Origin of the sequence: Sphingomonas pokkalii, from assembly GCF_003096275.1 — a bacterium.
GTDB classification, from domain to species: Bacteria; Pseudomonadota; Alphaproteobacteria; order Sphingomonadales; family Sphingomonadaceae; genus Sphingomonas; species Sphingomonas pokkalii.
Genome location: NZ_QENQ01000001.1, coordinates 2,012,181 through 2,029,456, shown reverse-complemented (window position 1 = coordinate 2,029,456; position 17,276 = coordinate 2,012,181). Strand labels below are relative to the sequence as shown.

Here is a 17,276-nt window from a genome sequence, read left to right as displayed (position 1 = left end):
TTTTGGAGATTGCTGCATGGATCGTCGCCAGTTGCTGCTCGGCAGCGCGGGGTTGGGGGTGCTCGCTACGCTTGGGATGCCGGAGGCCGAGGCGGCCGTGCGGAGCATTGAGGGCGATGGCTTCCCGATGCCCCAGCCCAAGACGGCGCTGCCGCCTCGGCTGTTGGACGGCGATCCCACGCGTATCCGCATCGAGCGCGGCTGGCGCTTCCATGAAGGCGATGTGCTCCCGGCGCCGCTCAAGGACCATGACGATACCTATGGCAGCGTGAAGGCGGGCAATGCGCGCGGTGCCGCCGCCCGCGATTTCGACGACAGCGAATGGGCCGAAGTGCGTCTGCCGCACGACTGGGCCTCGTTCCAGCCCTTCGAGCAGACCGCCAACGTCTCGCAAGGCTATCGCAAACGCGGCATCGGCTGGTACCGCCGCCGCCTGACGCTGGATCCCGCCGATCACGGCAAGACGATCGAGCTGCACCTCGACGGCGTCGCCACCAATGCCACGGTGTGGGTGAACGGCAGCGTCGTTGCACATAGCTGGTCGGGCTATGCCAGCATCCTTGTGGACATGACGCCGTTCGCGCGCTTCGGCGACGAGGACAATGTCATCGCCATCCGCGTCGATGCCGAAGCGATGGAGGGCTGGTGGTACGAAGGCGCGGGCCTCTACAGGCATGCCTGGCTCGTGCGCCGTGCTCCGGTGTCGATCGTTACCGACGGCGTGCATTGCGATCCGCGCAAGACCGAGGCAGGCTGGCAGGTGCCGGTGACCGTTACGGTCGGCAATATCGAACGCGCTCCGGTGGACGTGGTGATCGAGGCTGATCTACTCGATTCCGACGGCAAGCGCGTGGCGACCGGTACCGCCGCTGCAACGGCGCTGGTACTGGATCAGGTCGAGGCTTCGCTGACGTTGACCGCAGGCGACCCGAAGCTGTGGTCGGTCGAGAACCCGACGCTCTACACCGTCCACACCCGGCTGCTGCGTGACGGCAAGCTGGTGGATGAGCGTCGCACCGCGATCGGCTTCCGCACGATCCGCTTCGATGCGGACAAGGGGCTGTTCGTCAACGACAAGCCGGTCAAGCTCAAGGGGGTGTGCATCCACCAGGACCATGCCGGTGTCGGTGTGGCGCAGTATGACGCGCTTCTCGGGTGGCGGCTGGAGCGGCTGAAGGCGATGGGCTGCAACGCGATCCGCATGTCGCACAATGCGCCGACCGCCGAGCTGCTCGACTGGTGCGACCGGATGGGCTTCCTCGTCATGGACGAGAACCGCCACTTCAACCCGGCGCCCGATTATCTCGCCCAGCTCAGCTGGATGGTGCGGCGTGACCGCAACCATCCGAGCGTGATCCTCTGGTCGGTGTTCAACGAGGAGCCGATGCAGGGCACCGAAGCGGGCGTGGAGATGGTCCGCCGCATGGAAGCCGCGGTGCGCAAGCTCGATGACAGCCGCCCGGTGACCTCGGCGATGAACGGATCCTTCTACAATCCGTCGAACGTGTCGTCGGTCGTCGATGTGATGGGGTTCAACTATTATCAGGGCGAGTATGACAAGTGGCACGCGCTGAACCCGACGCGGCCCAGCACCAGCTCCGAGGATACCAGCGCGTTCGAGACGCGCGGCGCCTTCGCCAGCGATCCGGCCAAGCACGTCATCACCTCGTACGACGAGGAGCCCGCGCCCTGGGGCAACACGCACCGCAAGGCATGGCAGCTGATCGCCGCGCGCGAATTCATCGCCGGCGGGTTCGTCTGGACCGGCTTCGACTATCATGGCGAGCCGACGCCCTATGAATGGCCGACCATCGCCAGCTTCTTCGGCATCATGGACCTGTGCGGCTTCCCCAAGACTGCGTTCGGGATCCACAGCGCCGCGTGGATCGACGACGCGCCCGTCGTTTGGCTGGCGCCGCATTGGACCTGGCCGGGCAAGGAGGGGCAAAACATCAAGGTGTTCGTGGCGTCGAACGCCGAGAGCGTGACGCTGCTGCTCAACGGCAAGGTCGTGGGCACGCAGAAGGTCGATCGGCTGCAGGGCAATGAATGGCAGGTGCCCTATGCGCCGGGCCGGCTGGAGGCGCAGGCGATGCGCGGCGGCAAGGTCGTCGCGCGGATGGTGCACGAAACCGCCGGTCCGCCGGTGGCGCTGCGGTTGACCCCGGCGCGCACGGTGATGGCGGGCGACGACGAGGACGTGCAGCCGATCACCATCGATGCGGTCGACGCCAAGGGCCGGCATGTGCCGACCGCCAATCTGATGACCAACTTCACCGTCGACGGCGCGGCGATCATCGGCGTCGGCAATGGCGATCCGAACTGCCATGAACCGGAAAAGGGTAATAGCCGCTCGCTGTTCAATGGCCTTGCCCAGATCCTGGTGCAGGCGGGCACCGGTCGCGGCAAGATCACCGTGCGGGCAACCGCCGAAGGGCTGAAGCCCGCGCTGCTGACCATCGATCGCGCCGACATCGCGCCGCGTGCGCAGATGGGCGTGACCCCGCCGCTGATGGTGCTCGGCGACTGGCGCCGCTCGGGGCCGGTGGCCGAGAAGCCCAAGGCAGGGATGGTGCCGGACAATAACAGCTGGGCCTTCCTGCGCAGCGCCATGCCGACGCCGGCCGAGCCGCAGCCGGGCTGGCGGGTGTACAACAACAGGTTCACCCCTTGGAAGCGCATCGCGGCCGAGGGCGGCACGTTGCGCTTTGCCAGCGTCGGCGGGCGCGCGGAATTGTGGGTGGACGGCAAGAAGCTCGCCGAGAAGGCCGATGCTGCGCCGGGGGCGTTGGAGGCGGTGCTGCCGGCGGCCAAGGGTGAGCGGACGGTGGAACTGATCGTCGAGGCGCCGGCGGGGCAGGTGAGCGGGTTGCTGGGGAAGGTGACGCTGACGCCGCGGTAAGCGGAGAACCTATCCTCCCCCGCCAGGGGGAGGTGGGCCGCGCAGCGGCTCGGAGGGGGAGGATAGCCGAACGCGGGCGGCGCAGTTCCTCCCTTTCGCCGCCTTCTCTACGAGCGTGGGAGACGGCGCGCGCGTGCAGAGACTTGCGCGTTGCCGATGACCTATCTTGCCCTAGCTACGATCAGCAGGGCCCGTGCCAGTACATGTCTTGCCCCAGCGATGACCAGCAGGCGGGTAGCATCCCAAGATCCCGCTTATCCGGTGCGAAGCCATACCCCCAGCCGCCGTCGAAATATCGCTTGGTGGTGATCTCAACCGCTCCTTCCCGCACAATGACATTGGCGGGGTGCAGCGCTGCGATCTCGTGCGGCCATTGGCTTTTCGGGACGGCTCCCGGACGGTCTTTGTAGCGTGCCAGAAGATGTCGGGATTGCGCAGCGAGGGCCCGCAGTTCCGCTTGATCATGGGTCGGGTGCGGAAAGGCTGCGTATATCGCGATGGCAGCAAGAAGCGTGACCACCACAACGGCGCCCACCCATTTACGCATCCGGCTTCTCCAGAAACTGGTTGTGAAGAAGCGTAGCAGCGTGGGCGGACGCAGCAAGGTCCGCGCTCCGCCTCGTCGGTAGTGGCGCGGACCGGCCGATTACCCCCGCAGCGCCGCCAGCGCCGCCTCGTCGCCCAGCAGGTGCAGTACCTTCGCCGTGGGGCGGGCAACCCCGCGCAGGCCCAGTGCCAGCAGTGTGTCGCCGTCCACCTTGGCCGGATCGTTCAGTTCCACCCGCAGGCGCTGGTCATGGGCGCTGACCGATACGATGTTCGCGGCGCCGCCCAGCGCCGCGAGCGCGGCTGGTTGGAGCGCTACCGGAAGTTCGGGTGTAGGAGTTGCGGCCGGCGCGGCCGGTGCCGCGACGCCACCGCGTGCGGTCGCGTCGCGGATCTCCACCGCCACCACATCGGCGATCGGGCCGAGCACCACCTGCAGCGCGCGATCCGAGGGGCGCAGGATGCCGTGGGCGCCGAGTGCCTTGAGCGCGGCATCGTCGACCACGCTCTGATCGGCGACGATCAGGCGCAGGCGCGTCGTGCAGGCGCCGACTTCGATCAGGTTGGCCGCGCCGCCCAGCGCACGGGCGAAGGCTTCGCCGCGGCTTGCGGGGGCGGTACCGGGTGTTGCTTCCGCAACCGTGGGCGCCTCGGCCTCGCGGCCCGGCGTCTTCAGGTCGAAGCGGCGGATCGCCCAGCTGAAAATGCCGTAGTAGAGCGCGAAATAGACCAGCCCGACGGGAATCAGCAGCAGCGGCTTGGTCGCCTTGCCGAAGTTGAGCACATAGTCGAACAGGCCGGCCGAGAAGCCGAAGCCGAGCTTCACGCCAGCCAAGTCCATCACCACCATCGCCGCGCCGGTGAGTACCGCATGGACGACGTACAGGGCCGGCGCCAGGAACATGAAGCTGTATTCGATCGGCTCGGTCACGCCGGTGAGCAGCGAGGTGAGCGCGAGGCTGAACAACAGGCCGCCCACCGCCTTGCGGCGCTCGGGCAGGGCGGCGCGGTACATGGCAAGGCAGGCGGCGGGCAGGCCGAACATCATCACCGGGAAGAAGCCGGCCATGAACGCGCCGGCATTCGGATCGCCCGCGAAGAAGCGGCGCAGGTCGCCGGTCGCGCCGTTATAGTCGCCCTGCACGAACCAGAACACATTGTTTAGGATGTGGTGGAGGCCGGTGACCAGCAGCACGCGGTTGAGCACCCCGAACGCGAACAGGCCGAAGCTGCCGGCGCCCGCGATCCCGTGGCTCAGCCCGTCGACGCCCGCGCTGATGTGCGGAAAGCCGACCCCGACGATCACCGCGAAAACCAGGCCCGCAAGGCCGGAGGCGATCGGCACGAAGCGACGCCCGCCGAAAAAGGCGAGGTAGGCGGGCAGCTTTATGGCGGAGAAGCGGTTGTAGAAGCTGCCGCCGATCAGGCCGGAAGCGATGCCGATCGGCACGTCCAGCCGGGCGACCGCCTTGGCCTTCCACGCGGCGACGGCAAGCGCCGCCTGATCCTTGGCGAGGTCGGCGCCTATATCGGCTGGCACTGCGAGCAGGCTCTTGCCCGCTTCGGTGGTGACGAGGAAGCAGACGATGCCGGCAAGCGCTGCGGCGCCATTGCCGTCCTTGGCATAGCCGGTGGCCACGCCGATCGCGAACAGCAGGCCGAGATGCGCGAACAGCGCGTCGCCGGCGGCGCTGACAAAGGCGATGTCGAGCAGATCGGGCTGGCCCAGGCGCAGCAACAGGCCCGCCACCGGCAGCACCGCGATCGGCAGCATCAGCGCGCGACCGAGCGGCTGGAGCATTTCGAGGATCGACTTCATGCTTGGAATTCCCGGGCTAGGCGGCGGACTTCGGCGGCGGTGGCGCAGGCGAGGGCCGCGGTGGCATGGGCACGCGCGGCGTCGAGCGTGAGGCCGGAGAGCAGCGCCTTTACCTCAGGCACGATCGCCACGGTGGCGGAAAGCTCGGTCACGCCCAGGCCGATCAGGATCGGTACCGCCAGCGGATCGGAGGCAAGCCCGCCGCACACGCCCACCCAGCGCTGCTGGCTGGCGGCGCCGCGGCAGGTATCGGCGATCAGGCGCAGCACGGCGGGGTGCAGGCCATCGATGCCGCTGGCGACTGCCGGATTGCCGCGATCCATTGCCAGGGCATATTGCGTCAGATCGTTCGTGCCGATCGACAGGAAATCGGCTTCCGCGGCCAGCAGGTCCGCAGTCGCAGCGGCGGCGGGCGTTTCTACCATGATTCCGAGTTCGATCTTCTCGCCGATTCCCAGTTCGGCGCAGAGACGATCAAGCACCGCGCGCACCGCGCGCAGTTCGCCGATGCTGGCGATCATCGGTACCATGATCTTGGCCTGGCCGATCGGCCGAACGCCCAGAATGGCGCGCAACTGATCTTCGAGCACCTGCGGATGGGCCAGCCCGACACGGATGCCGCGAAGACCCAGCGCCGGGTTCTCTTCCGCTGCAATCGGCAGATACGGCGCGGGCTTGTCGCCGCCGATATCGAGCAGGCGGGTGATCAGCGGACGTCCCTGCAGCGCATCGGCGATCGCCTGATATTCGGCGGTCTGCTCCGCCACACTGGGCGCCGTATCGCGATCGAGGAACAGGAATTCGGTGCGCAATAGGCCGCATCCCTCGGCGCCGGTTGCAATGGCCCGTTCGGCATCGGTGCGGTTGGCCAGATTGGCAAAGACTTCGATCCGGGTACCATCGGCTAGATGGCAAGCCGCGCCCGCCGCCGATCGGGCGGCGGCGAGCGCGGCGGCGCGGGCATCGACACGCGCCTGGGCTTCTGCCCGCTGCGTATCGCTGGGCGCGACCCGAAGGGTGCCCGCGCCAGAATCGAGGATCAGGGTCTCGCCTTCGGCAACACTCCGCAGCGCCGGCCCCATCGCGACCAACGCGGGAATGCCCATACTCGCGGCCAGAATCGCAACGTGCGAGGTCGGTCCTCCGCGCACAGTGCAGAACCCGCACACTTGTGCCGGATCGATCGCGGAGACCTGCGAAGGCAGCAGATCGTCGGCCAGCAAGATGGTGTTTGCGGGGAAGGTCAAGGGTGCATCTTGCACGCCCTCGATCGTCGCTACGACGCGACGTTCGAGATCGACCATGTCATCGGCGCGCTCGGCGAGGTGGGCGTCGCCGCTGTTACGCAGCAGATCCGCTTGCGGACGCACCGCCATCTGCCACGCGTGGGCGGCGCTGCTGCCATTGCGAATGGCTTCCTGTGCTGACGCATCAAGTTCGGGATCTTCGAGCATCGCCCGATGCGCGCTCAGGATCGTACGCATGGGGCCACTCGCATGGGCGAGGTCGGCATCGATCGCGCTGGCAACCGCGGCGATGGCGCTTGCCAGCCGGGCTCGCTCCAAGGCCTCGCCTTCGCCGCGCGGATCGATCTTGATTTCCGGCAGGCGGAAGAAGCGCGCGGTGCCGATCGCCAGCCCCGGCGCGGCAGAAACACCTGCGATCACCCCCGGATCGCCTGACGGGACCACCATCGGCGCGACGCGCGCGGGGGACGGTGCCGCAGGGCGGATAGCGGTAGGATCGGCCTTTTCGCCCATGCCGCTTTCGATCATTGCCGCCAGCGTCTCGACCGCCTTGGCGCCGATCGGCCCATGGGATTCGATTCGAATGGTGTCGCCCAGCTTGATCGCCAGCGTCATCAGGCCGACCGGGCTACGCGCATCGGCGCTGCGTTCGCCCTTCGCGATCGTGACCTTGGCGTCGAAAGGAACCAGCGCCTCCCGGAGCTTCGCGGCAGGGCGCGCATGGATGCCATGCGACAGCGGGACGACCACATCGCGGCTGAACACCGGTCCGGCTTCATCTGCGATCGTTTCGACATGAACGCCGGCACGGGTTACGGAGAATAGGTGGTCGCCCGGCGCGACCATGCCGCCGGCGTGCACCCCGGAAAGCGTGATCCCGTCCTGCCGGATCAACAATACCGGCGTGACAACGGCGGGTGCGCCACATACCACCGCGTCCAGATCGAAGCGGATCAGCACATCGCCCTTGCGAACACGGTCGCCAACTTGCACTTGCGGCTCGAAGCCCGCGCCCCCCAGCTGGACCGTGTCGATGCCGATATGCATCAGCAACTCGATGCCGTCGCCGGCACGCATCGTGATCGCATGGCCGGTCGGCTGCAACACCGATATTTCGCCGTCGCACGGGGCGTAGAGACACCCTTCGATCGGATCGATCGCCACGCCGTCGCCCAACATGTGCTGCGCGAAGACGGGATCGGGAACTTCCTCGAGAGGCATCAGCCAGCCGGCCATCGGCGCACCGATGGCAAGGGCCCGGGCCGTGGCGTCGTCGTGGGGAGCGGGCGGCGCGATCGTGCTCAGGGCGGGTCTCCGTGGGCTCAGGGGAAGCGGGTTGCGCCGATCCAGCAACCGGCAGGCTGGAAGTCGCGGGTCAACTGCACCCAATCGGCGCGGAGGCCGGGTGCGAGGGTGCCGCGTTCATGCGACAGGCCAAGGAACGCGGCGGGGCTGGCAGCAGCCATCATCGCGGCGTCCTCCGGTGTAATGCCGACGCGCGTAACCATGTGTCGGAACGCGCCGGTCATGTCGAGCGCCGAGCCGGCCAGCGTGTCGTCGACGCCGAGCAGGCGGCCGCCTTCGACGCGGATATGCTGGCCGTGCAGATCGAACGAGGTCATATCCGATCCGACATTCGGCATCGCATCCGTCACCAGCAGGAAGCGATCGCGCGGGCGGGCGTTGAGCGCGATGCGCAGCGCCGCATCATGGACGTGGAAGCCGTCCGGGATGATGCCGCAATAGGCGGTCTGGTTCTCCAGCGACGCACCAACGACGCCGGGCGCGCGGTGCAGCAGGGGCGACATGGCGTTGTACAGGTGCGTCACGCCGGTCATGCCGGCCTCGAACGCCGCCACCGCGGTTTCATAGGTCGCATCGCTATGCCCGATGGCGAGGAGCACGCCTGCCTCGGAAAGGCGACGCACATTGTCCAGATCGACCATTTCCGGCGCGAGGGTGACGAGCACCTTGCCCCGGCGCGGGCGGCTGAGCAGGGCCACCATCGCTTCGTCCAGGCCGCGGAACTTGTCGGCATCATGGATGCCCTTGCGCGCCTTGTTGAGGATCGGGCCTTCGATATGCACCCCAAGGCATCCCGGCACCCCGGCCTCGATGGCGGCATCGGCGGCGTCCAACGCCTTGCCGATCACTTCGGGGATGTCGCTGATGAGCGTCGGCAGGAAGCCGGTGGTGCCGAACCGGGCATGGGCAGCGCCGATCGCCGCGATGCCTTCGATGCTGGTGGCATCGTTGAACAACACACCGCCGCCACCGTTTACCTGCACGTCGATGAAGCCGGGCACGATCCAGCCGCCGTCGAGATCGATGGTTTCGGTGCCGACGCCTTCGATCGAAAGCCCGGTAATGCGGCCCTGATCCACCGCGATCACTGCTTCCGGCAGCGTCCCGGCAGCGGTAACGATGTGGCCGTTGACGAAACGGAAGCTGCTCATCGCGTTTCGGTCACCTTGCGAAGATACAGCGGGGCATCGGGGTTGTTGCCGCGCGCCAGCGAAAGCGCGTTGACCATCGGGTAGAAGCTCTGGACCATCAGGATCGGCTCGATTGCCGGGTGGCCGGCCAGCACCGGCAGCGGCGAGGCGTCTGCCGCCTCCGCATCCGCCAGGCACACGCGCGCGCCGCGATCGGCGAATTCGGCCGACGCTTCACGCACGCTGTTGCCGGCCGCGTCCGACGTGGCGAAGGCAAGCACGGGGAAGCCTTCGCCGACGATCGCCATCGGACCGTGGCGGACTTCCGCGGCGCTGAACGCTTCGGCGTGCAGGCCGCAGGTTTCCTTGAACTTGAGCGCGGCTTCCTGCGCGACGGCGAAGCTGTAGCCACGGCCGATCACGAACAGGTTGGTGGCATCGCGCAGCGTTTCGACCACGGCGCCCCAATCGAAGTCGCGAGCCTGCTCCAGCTGTTCGGGCAGTGCCGTGAGCGCGGTGGCCAGTGCCTCGTCCTGCGCCCATTCGGCGACCAGTGCGGCAAAGGCCGCCAGCGCGGTGATGTAGGATTTGGTGGCGGCAACCGAGCGCTCGGGGCCCGCCTTCAGGCCGATCGTCGTATCGGCCATCGCGGCGAGCGGCGATTCCTCGTCGTTGACGAAGGCGACGACGCGGGCGCCGGCTTCCTGATAGGCCTTCACCGTGGCGAGAAGGTCCGGGCTGCGGCCGCTCTGCGATACGGCGATGCAGAGCGCACGGGTGGTGGAGACGGAGGCTGCGAACACCGATGCGACCGACGGCGCCGCCGAAGCGACCGGCACGCCGATCATCGTTTCGATCAGATATTTGCCATAAGTGGCGGAATGATCGGAGGACCCGCGGGCGCAGGTGACAACGAGCGCCGGCGGGGCGGCACGCAACTCGCGCGCCAGGGCGGCAAGCGCCGGGCCGTTGGCATCGAGCAGGCGGCGAACCGCGGCGCCGGCTTCGGCAGCTTCGGACGCCATCAGCGTGGCGCCACTCACGGGCTTTTGGATTTCGGCGATCATGTCCCATTGCCTCCACTGGCTATGATGGACGTAGCGATAAGTTACATATTGGTATTGTTCAAGCGCTAGCTTGCACATTCAGTAATTCTCGTAACGCGGCGACTTTGGCCGCATCGGTGGCCAAGCGGGCGCCGGCCTGAAAGCCGAAGGCGATTTCTTGCCGATCGGGGGCGCCCTGCGGGCTTCGGCACGAGGCATGGACCTCGCGCACGCCGGTCGCGAGAATCGCGGGAAGGGTATCGGCATCGATGCCGCTGCCCGCAAGGATGGTGATCCGCGCGCCCGCCGCGGCGACGAGCGCCGCCAGCGTCGCGCGACCGTCTATCGCCTTCGGGGTGCAGCCCGAGGTCAGAATGCGATCGAACCCGAGCGCGATCGCCGTTTCCAGCGCGGCCAGCGGATCGGGGCAAAGATCGAAGGCCCGGTGGAGGGTTAGCGATAAGGGGCGCGCAACGCTGCGGGCGACGGCTACCCAATCGGCGAGCATATCCGCATCGAGCCGATGATCGGCGCAGCTGGCACCGATCACGACGCCAGCCAGCCCAGCCTCACCGGCGGCCCGAATGTCCGCCGCCACCAGCGCGGCCTCGGCATCGGTATAGCGAAAATTGCCATCGCGCGGCCGGGCGAGCAGGTGGACGGGCACCGGTGCGGCGGCCGCTGCGGCGATCAGCGAAGCGGGCGGGGTGAGGCCTCCCACCGCGAGCGCGGCGCACAGTTCGATCCTGTCGGCGCCGCCTGCGATAGCGGCATCGATACCCGCGATGTCTTCCACACAGACTTCCAGTACGCGGCGCATGGGCATTCGATCCATTATGGTAGGTTCTAGAAAAGTCCTATTCCTCAGGGTACGCCGAACGTCCAGCCTTCGGTTCGGGCAAGTGCTGCCGTGAGGCCCGCCGGTCGCCATAGTGCCGGTTGCGAGACGGTCGTGCGCAGCCATGCCGCGCTGAGGATCGCATCGGTGGCGTGGTCGTCATAGCGGGCCAAGGGCGTGTGGGGCGCCGATCCGAACGCTGCGAGCAACGTATCCAGGGTTTCGCCGTCGCGGATCTTGGAAATTCCCTTGCGCATTCCCGCCAGCCGCGCGGCGAGGGCCGTGTAGATCTCCACCAGTACCGGCCCGGTTTCCGGCAACGGATCGAACGGCCAGATGCCGATGCGCCCGCGGAGGCGATGCAGCACGCGCATCCCGGTCAGGCTCGATTTCCCGACCTGGCTCGCGCCGACCAGATTGAAGCAGCTATAGGGCGAGAGCGCCATCGCCGCCTGGCCATGCTCGCACACCCGGAACCGGCCGCGACCGCCGGGAAACCGATCGCCGCAATCGCCCATCTGGCGGAAGTGCCGCCGCGCTTCGACATGCTGCACGAAGCTGGTCGCGGCGAAATGCGGATCGGCTTCGGACAGACGTTCGACCAACGCCCAGAGTGCCGGGCCGTCGGCAGGGCTCGCATCCCAGCCGGGGAAATAGGCGCCCGCATCGGCAAAGGGAAAGGCGGGGGAGAGATCGAGGCCGATCAGCGCCCGCGTGCGGCGCTCCGCGAGTTCGCCGAGAAAGCCGAGGATATCGGCGCGGGACCAGGGGCGATCGATCAGCACCGGCGCGGCATCCCCCGCGCGGGCATGGGCGACCGCCAGCCCCTTGGGGCGCTCGACAGCCTGACCGGACCAGTCGATCGCGATGAAATCGGTGAAGGTCAGGGGCGTGTTTCCATGCCGGCGGCGCGGCGTTGGGCCTTCCTGGCGCGATCCCACCAGGCGCGCTGGATGTAGAGCTCGATCCGCTCGCGGGCCGGCGTGCCGTAGCGAACGAGCAGCATCGGATAGTTGCGATAATGGTCGGTCTGCCAGAAGGTCTCCGGATCGGTCTCCAGCAGCAGCGGCTTTTCGTCCTGCGCCACCATCAGGCCAAAGCTGCCGGGGTGCTTGGCGTGCGACATCAGGCCCTTGCCGTTGAGCTTCGGGCAGGGGGTGCCCCACCAGGACTCCATTGTCACGTCCGGCAACGAGAGTGCAAAGGCGCAGGCGTCCGCCCAATCATCCATCGCGTTTTCGCTCCCGCATCGCCGCCCACCAGGCGAGCCGTTCGGACACGCGCTTCTCGTGCCCGCGATCGGTGGGGGTGTAGAAGGTCTGCGGCTCCATTTCCGCCGGCCAGTAATTGTCGCCCGAGAAGCCGCCCTCGGCATCGTGATCATAGGTATAGCCGGTGCCATAGCCGATCTGCTTCATCAGCTTGGTCGGCGCGTTGAGGATGTTCTGCGGCGGCATCAGCGAGCCGGTTTCCTTCGCCACCTTCCACGCCGCCTTCTGCGCCTTGTAGGCGGCGTTCGACTTGGGCGCCGTCGCCACATAGAGACATGCCTGGACGATCGCCAGTTCGCCCTCGGGCGAGCCGAGAAAGTCATAGGTGTCCTTGGCGGCCATGCACTGCACCAGCGCGTTCGGATCGGCCATGCCGATATCCTCCACCGCCATGCGGACGAGGCGACGGAGCACGTAGAGCGGCTCCTCGCCGGCGGTGAGCATCCGCGCCAGATAATAGAGCGCCGCCTGCGGATCGGAGCCGCGCACGGCTTTGTGCAGCGCGGAGATCAGGTTGTAATGCCCTTCGCGATCCTTGTCGTACACCGCCACGCGGCGTTGGAGGAAGGCGGAGAGGCCCGCCGGATCGAGCGGTTCCTCGAACTGCACGGAAAAGAGCGTCTCGGCCTGGTTGAGCAGGAAGCGGCCGTCGCCATCCGCGCTTGCCACCAGTGCGTCGCGCGCCTCGGGCGTGAGGGGAAGGGGGCGTTCCTCCAGCGCCTCGGCGCGGTCGAGCAGCTGGGTGAGCGGCTCATGCCCCAGGCGATGCAGGATCAGCACTTGCGCGCGGCTGAGCAATGCGGCGTTGAGTTCGAAGGACGGGTTTTCGGTGGTGGCCCCCACCAGCGTGACGGTGCCGTCTTCCACATAGGGCAGGAAACCATCCTGCTGGGCGCGGTTGAAGCGGTGGATCTCGTCCACGAACAGCAAGGTGCGCTGGCCGATGCGGGCGTGGTCGCGCGCCTCGGCGAACACCTTCTTGAGGTCGGCGACGCCGGAGAATACCGCCGAGATCGCGACGAAGCGCAGCCCCACCGCATCGGCGAGCAGGCGCGAAATCGTGGTCTTGCCGGTGCCGGGCGGGCCCCAGAAGATGATCGAACTGAGCTTGCCCGCCGCGACCATGCGCCCGATCGCGCCGTGCGGACCGGTGAGATGTTCCTGGCCGACGACCTCGTCGAGCTGCTGCGGACGCAGGCGATCGGCCAGCGGGCCGCCGGCCGGGGGGGAACCGGGCGCGGGTGGTGCATGGGTGGCAAAAAGGTCGGCCATTGGCGGCAAGATAGGCGGGTGCGACGCGATTTGCATCCCGTTGGTTGATCGGGCGCAAGGCTTGGCGGCGCCTGGCCAGCCAAACCCTTCGTCATCCCGGCGAAAGCCGGGATCCCTTCGCCGATCCGGTGCAGCAGGAGCCGACGCGCTATAGCGTCTGGATCCCGGCTTTCGCCGGGATGACGGCGGGGGGTGGGGAAGCGGCCTCCAATCGCCACAGGGCGCGATGGGGGACAGGTGAGGAGGATCGGGCATGGACTGCGACGTCGTCATCGTCGGGGGAGGGCCGGCGGGCCTCGCCTTCGCACGTTCGCTGGAAGACAGCGGGCTGCGCATCGTGCTGCTCGAACGGGCGCCGCTGGCAGCGCTTGCGACGCCCCGCTTCGACGGGCGCGAGATCGCGCTGACGCACGGATCGAAGCGCATTCTCGAACAGCTCGGCGCCTGGGCACGGATTCCCGCCGAGGAGATCGCGCCGATGCGCGCTGCCAAGGTAGTGAACGGCGATTCCCCCTTCTCGCTGAACTTCACCGCGGGCGAGGGCGAAGCGGACCGGCTCGGCTGGCTCGTGCCGAACCATCGCATCCGCGCCGCGCTCTACGAAGCGGTGAAGGATCAGCCGGGGCTTTGCCTGGTGCCCGGCGCGGAGGTGGTCCATGCCCGTTCCGGCGCCACCGGCGCGCGTGCGGAGGTGTTGCTTTCTTCGGGCGAGGTGGTGCGGGCCAAGCTGCTCGTCGTCGCGGATTCGCGCCTGTCGAAGACGCGCGAGGCGTTGGGCATCGATGCCGATGTCAATCCGCTCGGCCGCTCGATGATGGTGGTGCGGGTGCGCCACGAGCTGCCCCATGGCGCGACCGCGCTCGAATGGTTCGACCATCGCCAGACGCTGGCGCTGCTGCCGCTCAACGGGAATATGGCCGGCGCCGTGTTGACGCTGCCGGAGGAAGCGGCGCGGCGGGTGGCGGCCTTTGACGATGCCAGCCTCGGCCGCGACCTTACCCGCCGCTTCCGCCAGCGGCTGGGGCGCATGGAGGTGGTGAGCGACCGTAACGTCTATCCGCTGGTCACCACCTGGGCGCACCAGTTCGTGAGCGGGCGCGCGGCGCTGATCGGCGATGCCGCGGTGGGGATGCACCCGGTGACCGCACATGGCTTCAACCTGGGACTGGGCGGCCAGGCGCTGCTCGCCGCCGAGGTGCTGGAGGCGGTGCGGCGGGGGATGGACCCTGCGCTGCCGGCGGTGTTGCGCCGCTTCGAGAGCGGTCACCGGGCGGCGTGCAAGCCGCTCTACACGGGCACCAACCTGCTGGTGCGGCTGTTCACCGACGAGCGGCTGCCCGCGCGGGCGATGCGCCACGCGGTGCTGCGGCTGGGGGCCGGGCTGCCGTTCGTGCGGCCGACGGTGCGGGCGATGCTGACGCATTGAACCCCCTTCCTCCCCTGCGCCAGCAGGGGAGGATTTCGCATGAACCTCCCTCTTGCATAATCTCTTTCAAGATATATCTTGTGCGCATCAAGACTCGAACGAGAAAGAGATCATCATGTTTTTCCATTTTGGACATCACGGCCATGGCCGTCATCAGGATCGCCATTGCGGGCGCGGCCCACGGGGGCGCGGCGGCTGGGGCGGGGGCTTTCCCGGCGGCTTCGAAATGGCCTTTGCCATGGGCGAGCGCGGTCAGGGCGGGCGTGGGCGGCGCATGTTCGGCGGAGACGAGCTCCGCTTGATCCTGCTCAAGCTGATCGAGGAGGCGCCGCGCCATGGCTATGACCTGATCCGCGAGATCGAGGCGCGTTCCAACGGCGCCTATGCGCCGAGCCCTGGCGTGGTCTATCCGACGCTGACCATGCTCGACGACATGGACCTGATCGCCGAGCACAAGAGCGACGGCGCCAAGAAGCAGTTCGCGATCACCGAGGCGGGCACTGCACATCTGGCGGAGAATGCGGACGAAGTCGCGGCGCTGTTCCAGCGGCTGGCGGAACTGGGTGAACGCCATGCCCGCACCAGCGGCGGGCCGGTGCGCCGGGCGATGCACAATCTGAAGACCGTGCTCGCCGCCAGCGTGTTCGACGAGGAGGTCGATCCGGAGCGACTGCACGCGATCGCCGAGATTCTCGACGAAGCCGCCCGCAAGATCGAGCGGCTATAGGCAACGATGCCCCGGATCGAGATTTTACGTCGTCGTCTGGGGTTCGCCCCCGGTGCGGCCAAGGAGACCAGAATGACGATTGCGCCTTTCACTGCCCATGCGCTGGTGCCGACCGACCATGCCAGCCGCTACCTCCAGCAGCTGTGCAAGCATTGGCAGCATAATCTGCAGGTGGAATTCACCGCCGAGAACGGGACGGTGGTCTTCCCGAAAGATGCGCGCGGCGCCAACCATCCCGGCGACGCGGTGGTGGCGTTCAACGTAGCCGAGACGGGGCTCGAGGTGCGGATCGACGCCACTTCGGCCGAGCAGTTGGAGGGGTTGCAGGGCGCGGTTGCCCGGCACCTCGATCGTTTCGCCTTCCGCGAAGGCGAATTGCAGTTCGACTGGCAGTAGCAAAAAGGGCGCCGTCTTCGCGGCGTCCTTTTCGGCTCACGCGGTCGCGAGCGCCCGGCGCTTGCGAAGCGCCGCACCCAGGGCGCCGAAGCCGACCAGCAGCATCGCCCAGCTTGCGGGCTCGGGCACCGCGTTGGTCGGCACGAAATTGCCGTTGCCGTTATAGGTGCCGAGATGGACTTCGCCGTTCAGCTTCATGTTGAGCGCGACGATGCTGCCTTCGATGGCGCTGCTGTTCGTCAGCGTCGCCTTCGGGGCCAGGATGCTGCCGTGGAAGCCCTTCACCGTCAGGTCCGTCGCCTGGGCGAAGTTCCAGATGACGCTTTGATTCAGTGCCTTGCTGTTGATGTTGCCGCCCTGGACGAGATTGGTTCCCAGCACGTTGATGATCGTGGTGGTGCCGTTCGGCGCGCGCGCGAAAAGATTGTCGAAATTGGCGTTCTGGTTGGTGAATGCCGCCTCCGTCATCGTGAACACGGCATAGCCGTTGCTGGCCCGCGAATAATCGAGCGCGCCGTTGGTCGAGGTGATCGTGCTGAGCGAGGGCAGCTTGGCAAGGTTGGTCGACAGCGCGTTGAGGTTGCCGCTCAGTTCGTTCATGCGCAGGACCAGGCCCGCTGCGACGTCGTTGGCGCCGCCCGCCGCCAGGCTGGCATCCTTGCGGGCACCGTTGATGCCCGATGCCGCCTTGCCGCCATAGGTGACGCTGTGGTTGTTGACGTTCATCGAGCCGGTGAGGTTGCCGCCGACCACCAGCGCGCCGACCGAGCCGCGCGCGTCGTTGAAATCGAAGCTGCCGACATTGCCGCCGATGCGGGCAGTGTTGCCCAGCGTACCGTTCTGGCCGTTGGCATAGCCTGCCTTGAGCCGGATGGAGCCGGTGGCGTTGCCCACCACGCTCAACACGTCGAAGGTCGACGATGCGGAACCCTGGCTCTGCGAACCGATGCCGAAATTGGTGAAGTTCTGGGCGACCAGGTTCTTCACGAACGTACGGCCTTCGACTTCCTGGCCATTGGTGGTGAGCGTATCGAGCACGACCAGGTTGAGTTCGCGCATCGCCTGCAGACCGGCGGCGGCGCTGGGCCGCGCGGTAGCCTTCGCAGTCGGCGCGGGGCTCGGCTTCGCGCCGGTCTTCGCGAGGGCCGCGGGGGTGAGCAGCAGCGCTGCGATGGCCGACATGGTCAGGAGACGCATACGATTTCCTTCAAACGGTACGATCGATCGGCAGCCTGAACCGGAACCGGTGCGCGCTGATCCTTGCTGGATGGGGGGGTAATCCTTTGTTACCCCATGATGCGCAAGCCGGCACTTTGGTTAAGGGAACGCTGGAGTCTCAATTCGATACGGC

Annotated in this window: 14 protein-coding genes; 4 read left to right on the top strand and 10 right to left on the bottom strand. The window is 67.4% G+C overall.

Annotated elements, in window-relative coordinates; genetic code table 11:
* Window positions 1-16 precede the first annotated feature (16 nt).
* Complete coding sequence (gene galA, locus DD559_RS09125; RefSeq protein ID WP_116468895.1) at window positions 17-2,902, top strand: beta-galactosidase GalA; 2,886 nt, start codon at window positions 17-19, stop codon at window positions 2,900-2,902.
* A 181-nt stretch (window positions 2,903-3,083) separates the two neighbouring features.
* Here the strand turns inward: galA and DD559_RS09120 are convergent, their stop codons facing one another.
* From DD559_RS09120 to DD559_RS09080, 9 genes are all read right to left on the bottom strand, one after another.
* A complete protein-coding gene (locus DD559_RS09120; protein ID WP_116468894.1) occupies window positions 3,084-3,449 on the bottom strand; it encodes a hypothetical protein in 366 nt (121 codons plus the stop codon).
* 99 nt (window positions 3,450-3,548) lie between these two features.
* The gene (gene nagE / locus DD559_RS09115; RefSeq protein ID WP_116468893.1) at window positions 3,549-5,267 is read right to left on the bottom strand and encodes an N-acetylglucosamine-specific PTS transporter subunit IIBC; all 1,719 of its coding nucleotides are present in this window, start codon (window positions 5,265-5,267) and stop codon (window positions 3,549-3,551) included.
* Complete coding sequence (gene ptsP, locus DD559_RS09110) at window positions 5,264-7,750, bottom strand: phosphoenolpyruvate--protein phosphotransferase (RefSeq protein WP_116468892.1); 2,487 nt, start codon at window positions 7,748-7,750, stop codon at window positions 5,264-5,266. Before ptsP ends, nagE begins: the two co-directional genes overlap by 4 nt.
* Window positions 7,751-7,836: 86 nt before the next feature.
* Window positions 7,837-8,970, bottom strand: a complete 1,134-nt coding sequence (nagA, locus tag DD559_RS09105) for an N-acetylglucosamine-6-phosphate deacetylase (protein WP_116468891.1) — start codon at window positions 8,968-8,970, stop codon at window positions 7,837-7,839.
* Entirely contained in the window at window positions 8,967-10,016 is a 1,050-nt protein-coding gene (locus DD559_RS09100) for an SIS domain-containing protein (protein ID WP_116468890.1), read from the bottom strand. Before DD559_RS09100 ends, nagA begins: the two co-directional genes overlap by 4 nt.
* 58 nt (window positions 10,017-10,074) lie before the next feature.
* Window positions 10,075-10,815 (bottom strand): copper homeostasis protein CutC, encoded by a 741-nt coding sequence (locus DD559_RS09095; protein WP_116468889.1) that lies wholly within the window; start codon window positions 10,813-10,815, stop codon window positions 10,075-10,077.
* A gap of 44 nt (window positions 10,816-10,859) precedes the next feature.
* Entirely contained in the window at window positions 10,860-11,774 is a 915-nt protein-coding gene (locus DD559_RS09090; protein WP_240610189.1) for a hypothetical protein, read from the bottom strand.
* Window positions 11,717-12,064, bottom strand: coding sequence for a hypothetical protein (locus DD559_RS09085; RefSeq protein ID WP_133243805.1), 348 nt, complete (start codon window positions 12,062-12,064; stop codon window positions 11,717-11,719). The genes DD559_RS09090 and DD559_RS09085 overlap by 58 nt, the downstream gene beginning before the upstream one ends.
* Window positions 12,057-13,376: a replication-associated recombination protein A gene (locus DD559_RS09080; protein ID WP_116468887.1), complete on the bottom strand. Its 1,320-nt coding sequence runs from the start codon at window positions 13,374-13,376 to the stop codon at window positions 12,057-12,059. Before DD559_RS09080 ends, DD559_RS09085 begins: the two co-directional genes overlap by 8 nt.
* A gap of 253 nt (window positions 13,377-13,629) precedes the next feature.
* Here DD559_RS09080 and ubiM point away from each other — a divergent pair, with 253 nt between their 5' ends.
* The 3 genes from ubiM to DD559_RS09065 all read left to right on the top strand — a co-directional run bounded on the left by ubiM (window position 13,630) and on the right by DD559_RS09065 (window position 15,925).
* On the top strand, window positions 13,630-14,802 hold the full coding sequence (gene ubiM / locus DD559_RS09075; RefSeq protein WP_116468886.1) for a 5-demethoxyubiquinol-8 5-hydroxylase UbiM: 1,173 nt from the start codon (window positions 13,630-13,632) through the stop codon (window positions 14,800-14,802).
* A gap of 115 nt (window positions 14,803-14,917) precedes the next feature.
* Window positions 14,918-15,529: a PadR family transcriptional regulator gene (locus DD559_RS09070; protein WP_438270402.1), complete on the top strand. Its 612-nt coding sequence runs from the start codon at window positions 14,918-14,920 to the stop codon at window positions 15,527-15,529.
* Between the two features lie 72 nt (window positions 15,530-15,601).
* Window positions 15,602-15,925: a DUF2218 domain-containing protein gene (locus tag DD559_RS09065; RefSeq protein ID WP_116468884.1), complete on the top strand. Its 324-nt coding sequence runs from the start codon at window positions 15,602-15,604 to the stop codon at window positions 15,923-15,925.
* A gap of 36 nt (window positions 15,926-15,961) precedes the next feature.
* Here the strand turns inward: DD559_RS09065 and DD559_RS09060 are convergent, their stop codons facing one another.
* Window positions 15,962-17,122: a collagen-binding domain-containing protein gene (locus DD559_RS09060; RefSeq protein WP_116468883.1), complete on the bottom strand. Its 1,161-nt coding sequence runs from the start codon at window positions 17,120-17,122 to the stop codon at window positions 15,962-15,964.
* Window positions 17,123-17,276 lie beyond the last annotated feature (154 nt).

Coding starts and splice junctions, on each gene's coding strand:
- galA (WP_116468895.1), top strand. CDS start 17: ATGGATCGTCGCCAGTTGCTGCTCGGCAGCGCGGGGTTGGGGGTGCTC.
- DD559_RS09120 (WP_116468894.1), bottom strand. CDS start 3,449: ATGCGTAAATGGGTGGGCGCCGTTGTGGTGGTCACGCTTCTTGCTGCC.
- nagE (WP_116468893.1), bottom strand. CDS start 5,267: ATGAAGTCGATCCTCGAAATGCTCCAGCCGCTCGGTCGCGCGCTGATG.
- ptsP (WP_116468892.1), bottom strand. CDS start 7,750: ATGGCCGGCTGGCTGATGCCTCTCGAGGAAGTTCCCGATCCCGTCTTC.
- nagA (WP_116468891.1), bottom strand. CDS start 8,970: ATGAGCAGCTTCCGTTTCGTCAACGGCCACATCGTTACCGCTGCCGGG.
- DD559_RS09100 (WP_116468890.1), bottom strand. CDS start 10,016: ATGATCGCCGAAATCCAAAAGCCCGTGAGTGGCGCCACGCTGATGGCG.
- DD559_RS09095 (WP_116468889.1), bottom strand. CDS start 10,815: ATGCGCCGCGTACTGGAAGTCTGTGTGGAAGACATCGCGGGTATCGAT.
- DD559_RS09085 (WP_133243805.1), bottom strand. CDS start 12,064: ATGGATGATTGGGCGGACGCCTGCGCCTTTGCACTCTCGTTGCCGGAC.
- DD559_RS09080 (WP_116468887.1), bottom strand. CDS start 13,376: ATGGCCGACCTTTTTGCCACCCATGCACCACCCGCGCCCGGTTCCCCC.
- ubiM (WP_116468886.1), top strand. CDS start 13,630: ATGGACTGCGACGTCGTCATCGTCGGGGGAGGGCCGGCGGGCCTCGCC.
- DD559_RS09070 (WP_438270402.1), top strand. CDS start 14,918: ATGTTTTTCCATTTTGGACATCACGGCCATGGCCGTCATCAGGATCGC.
- DD559_RS09065 (WP_116468884.1), top strand. CDS start 15,602: ATGACGATTGCGCCTTTCACTGCCCATGCGCTGGTGCCGACCGACCAT.
- DD559_RS09060 (WP_116468883.1), bottom strand. CDS start 17,122: ATGCGTCTCCTGACCATGTCGGCCATCGCAGCGCTGCTGCTCACCCCC.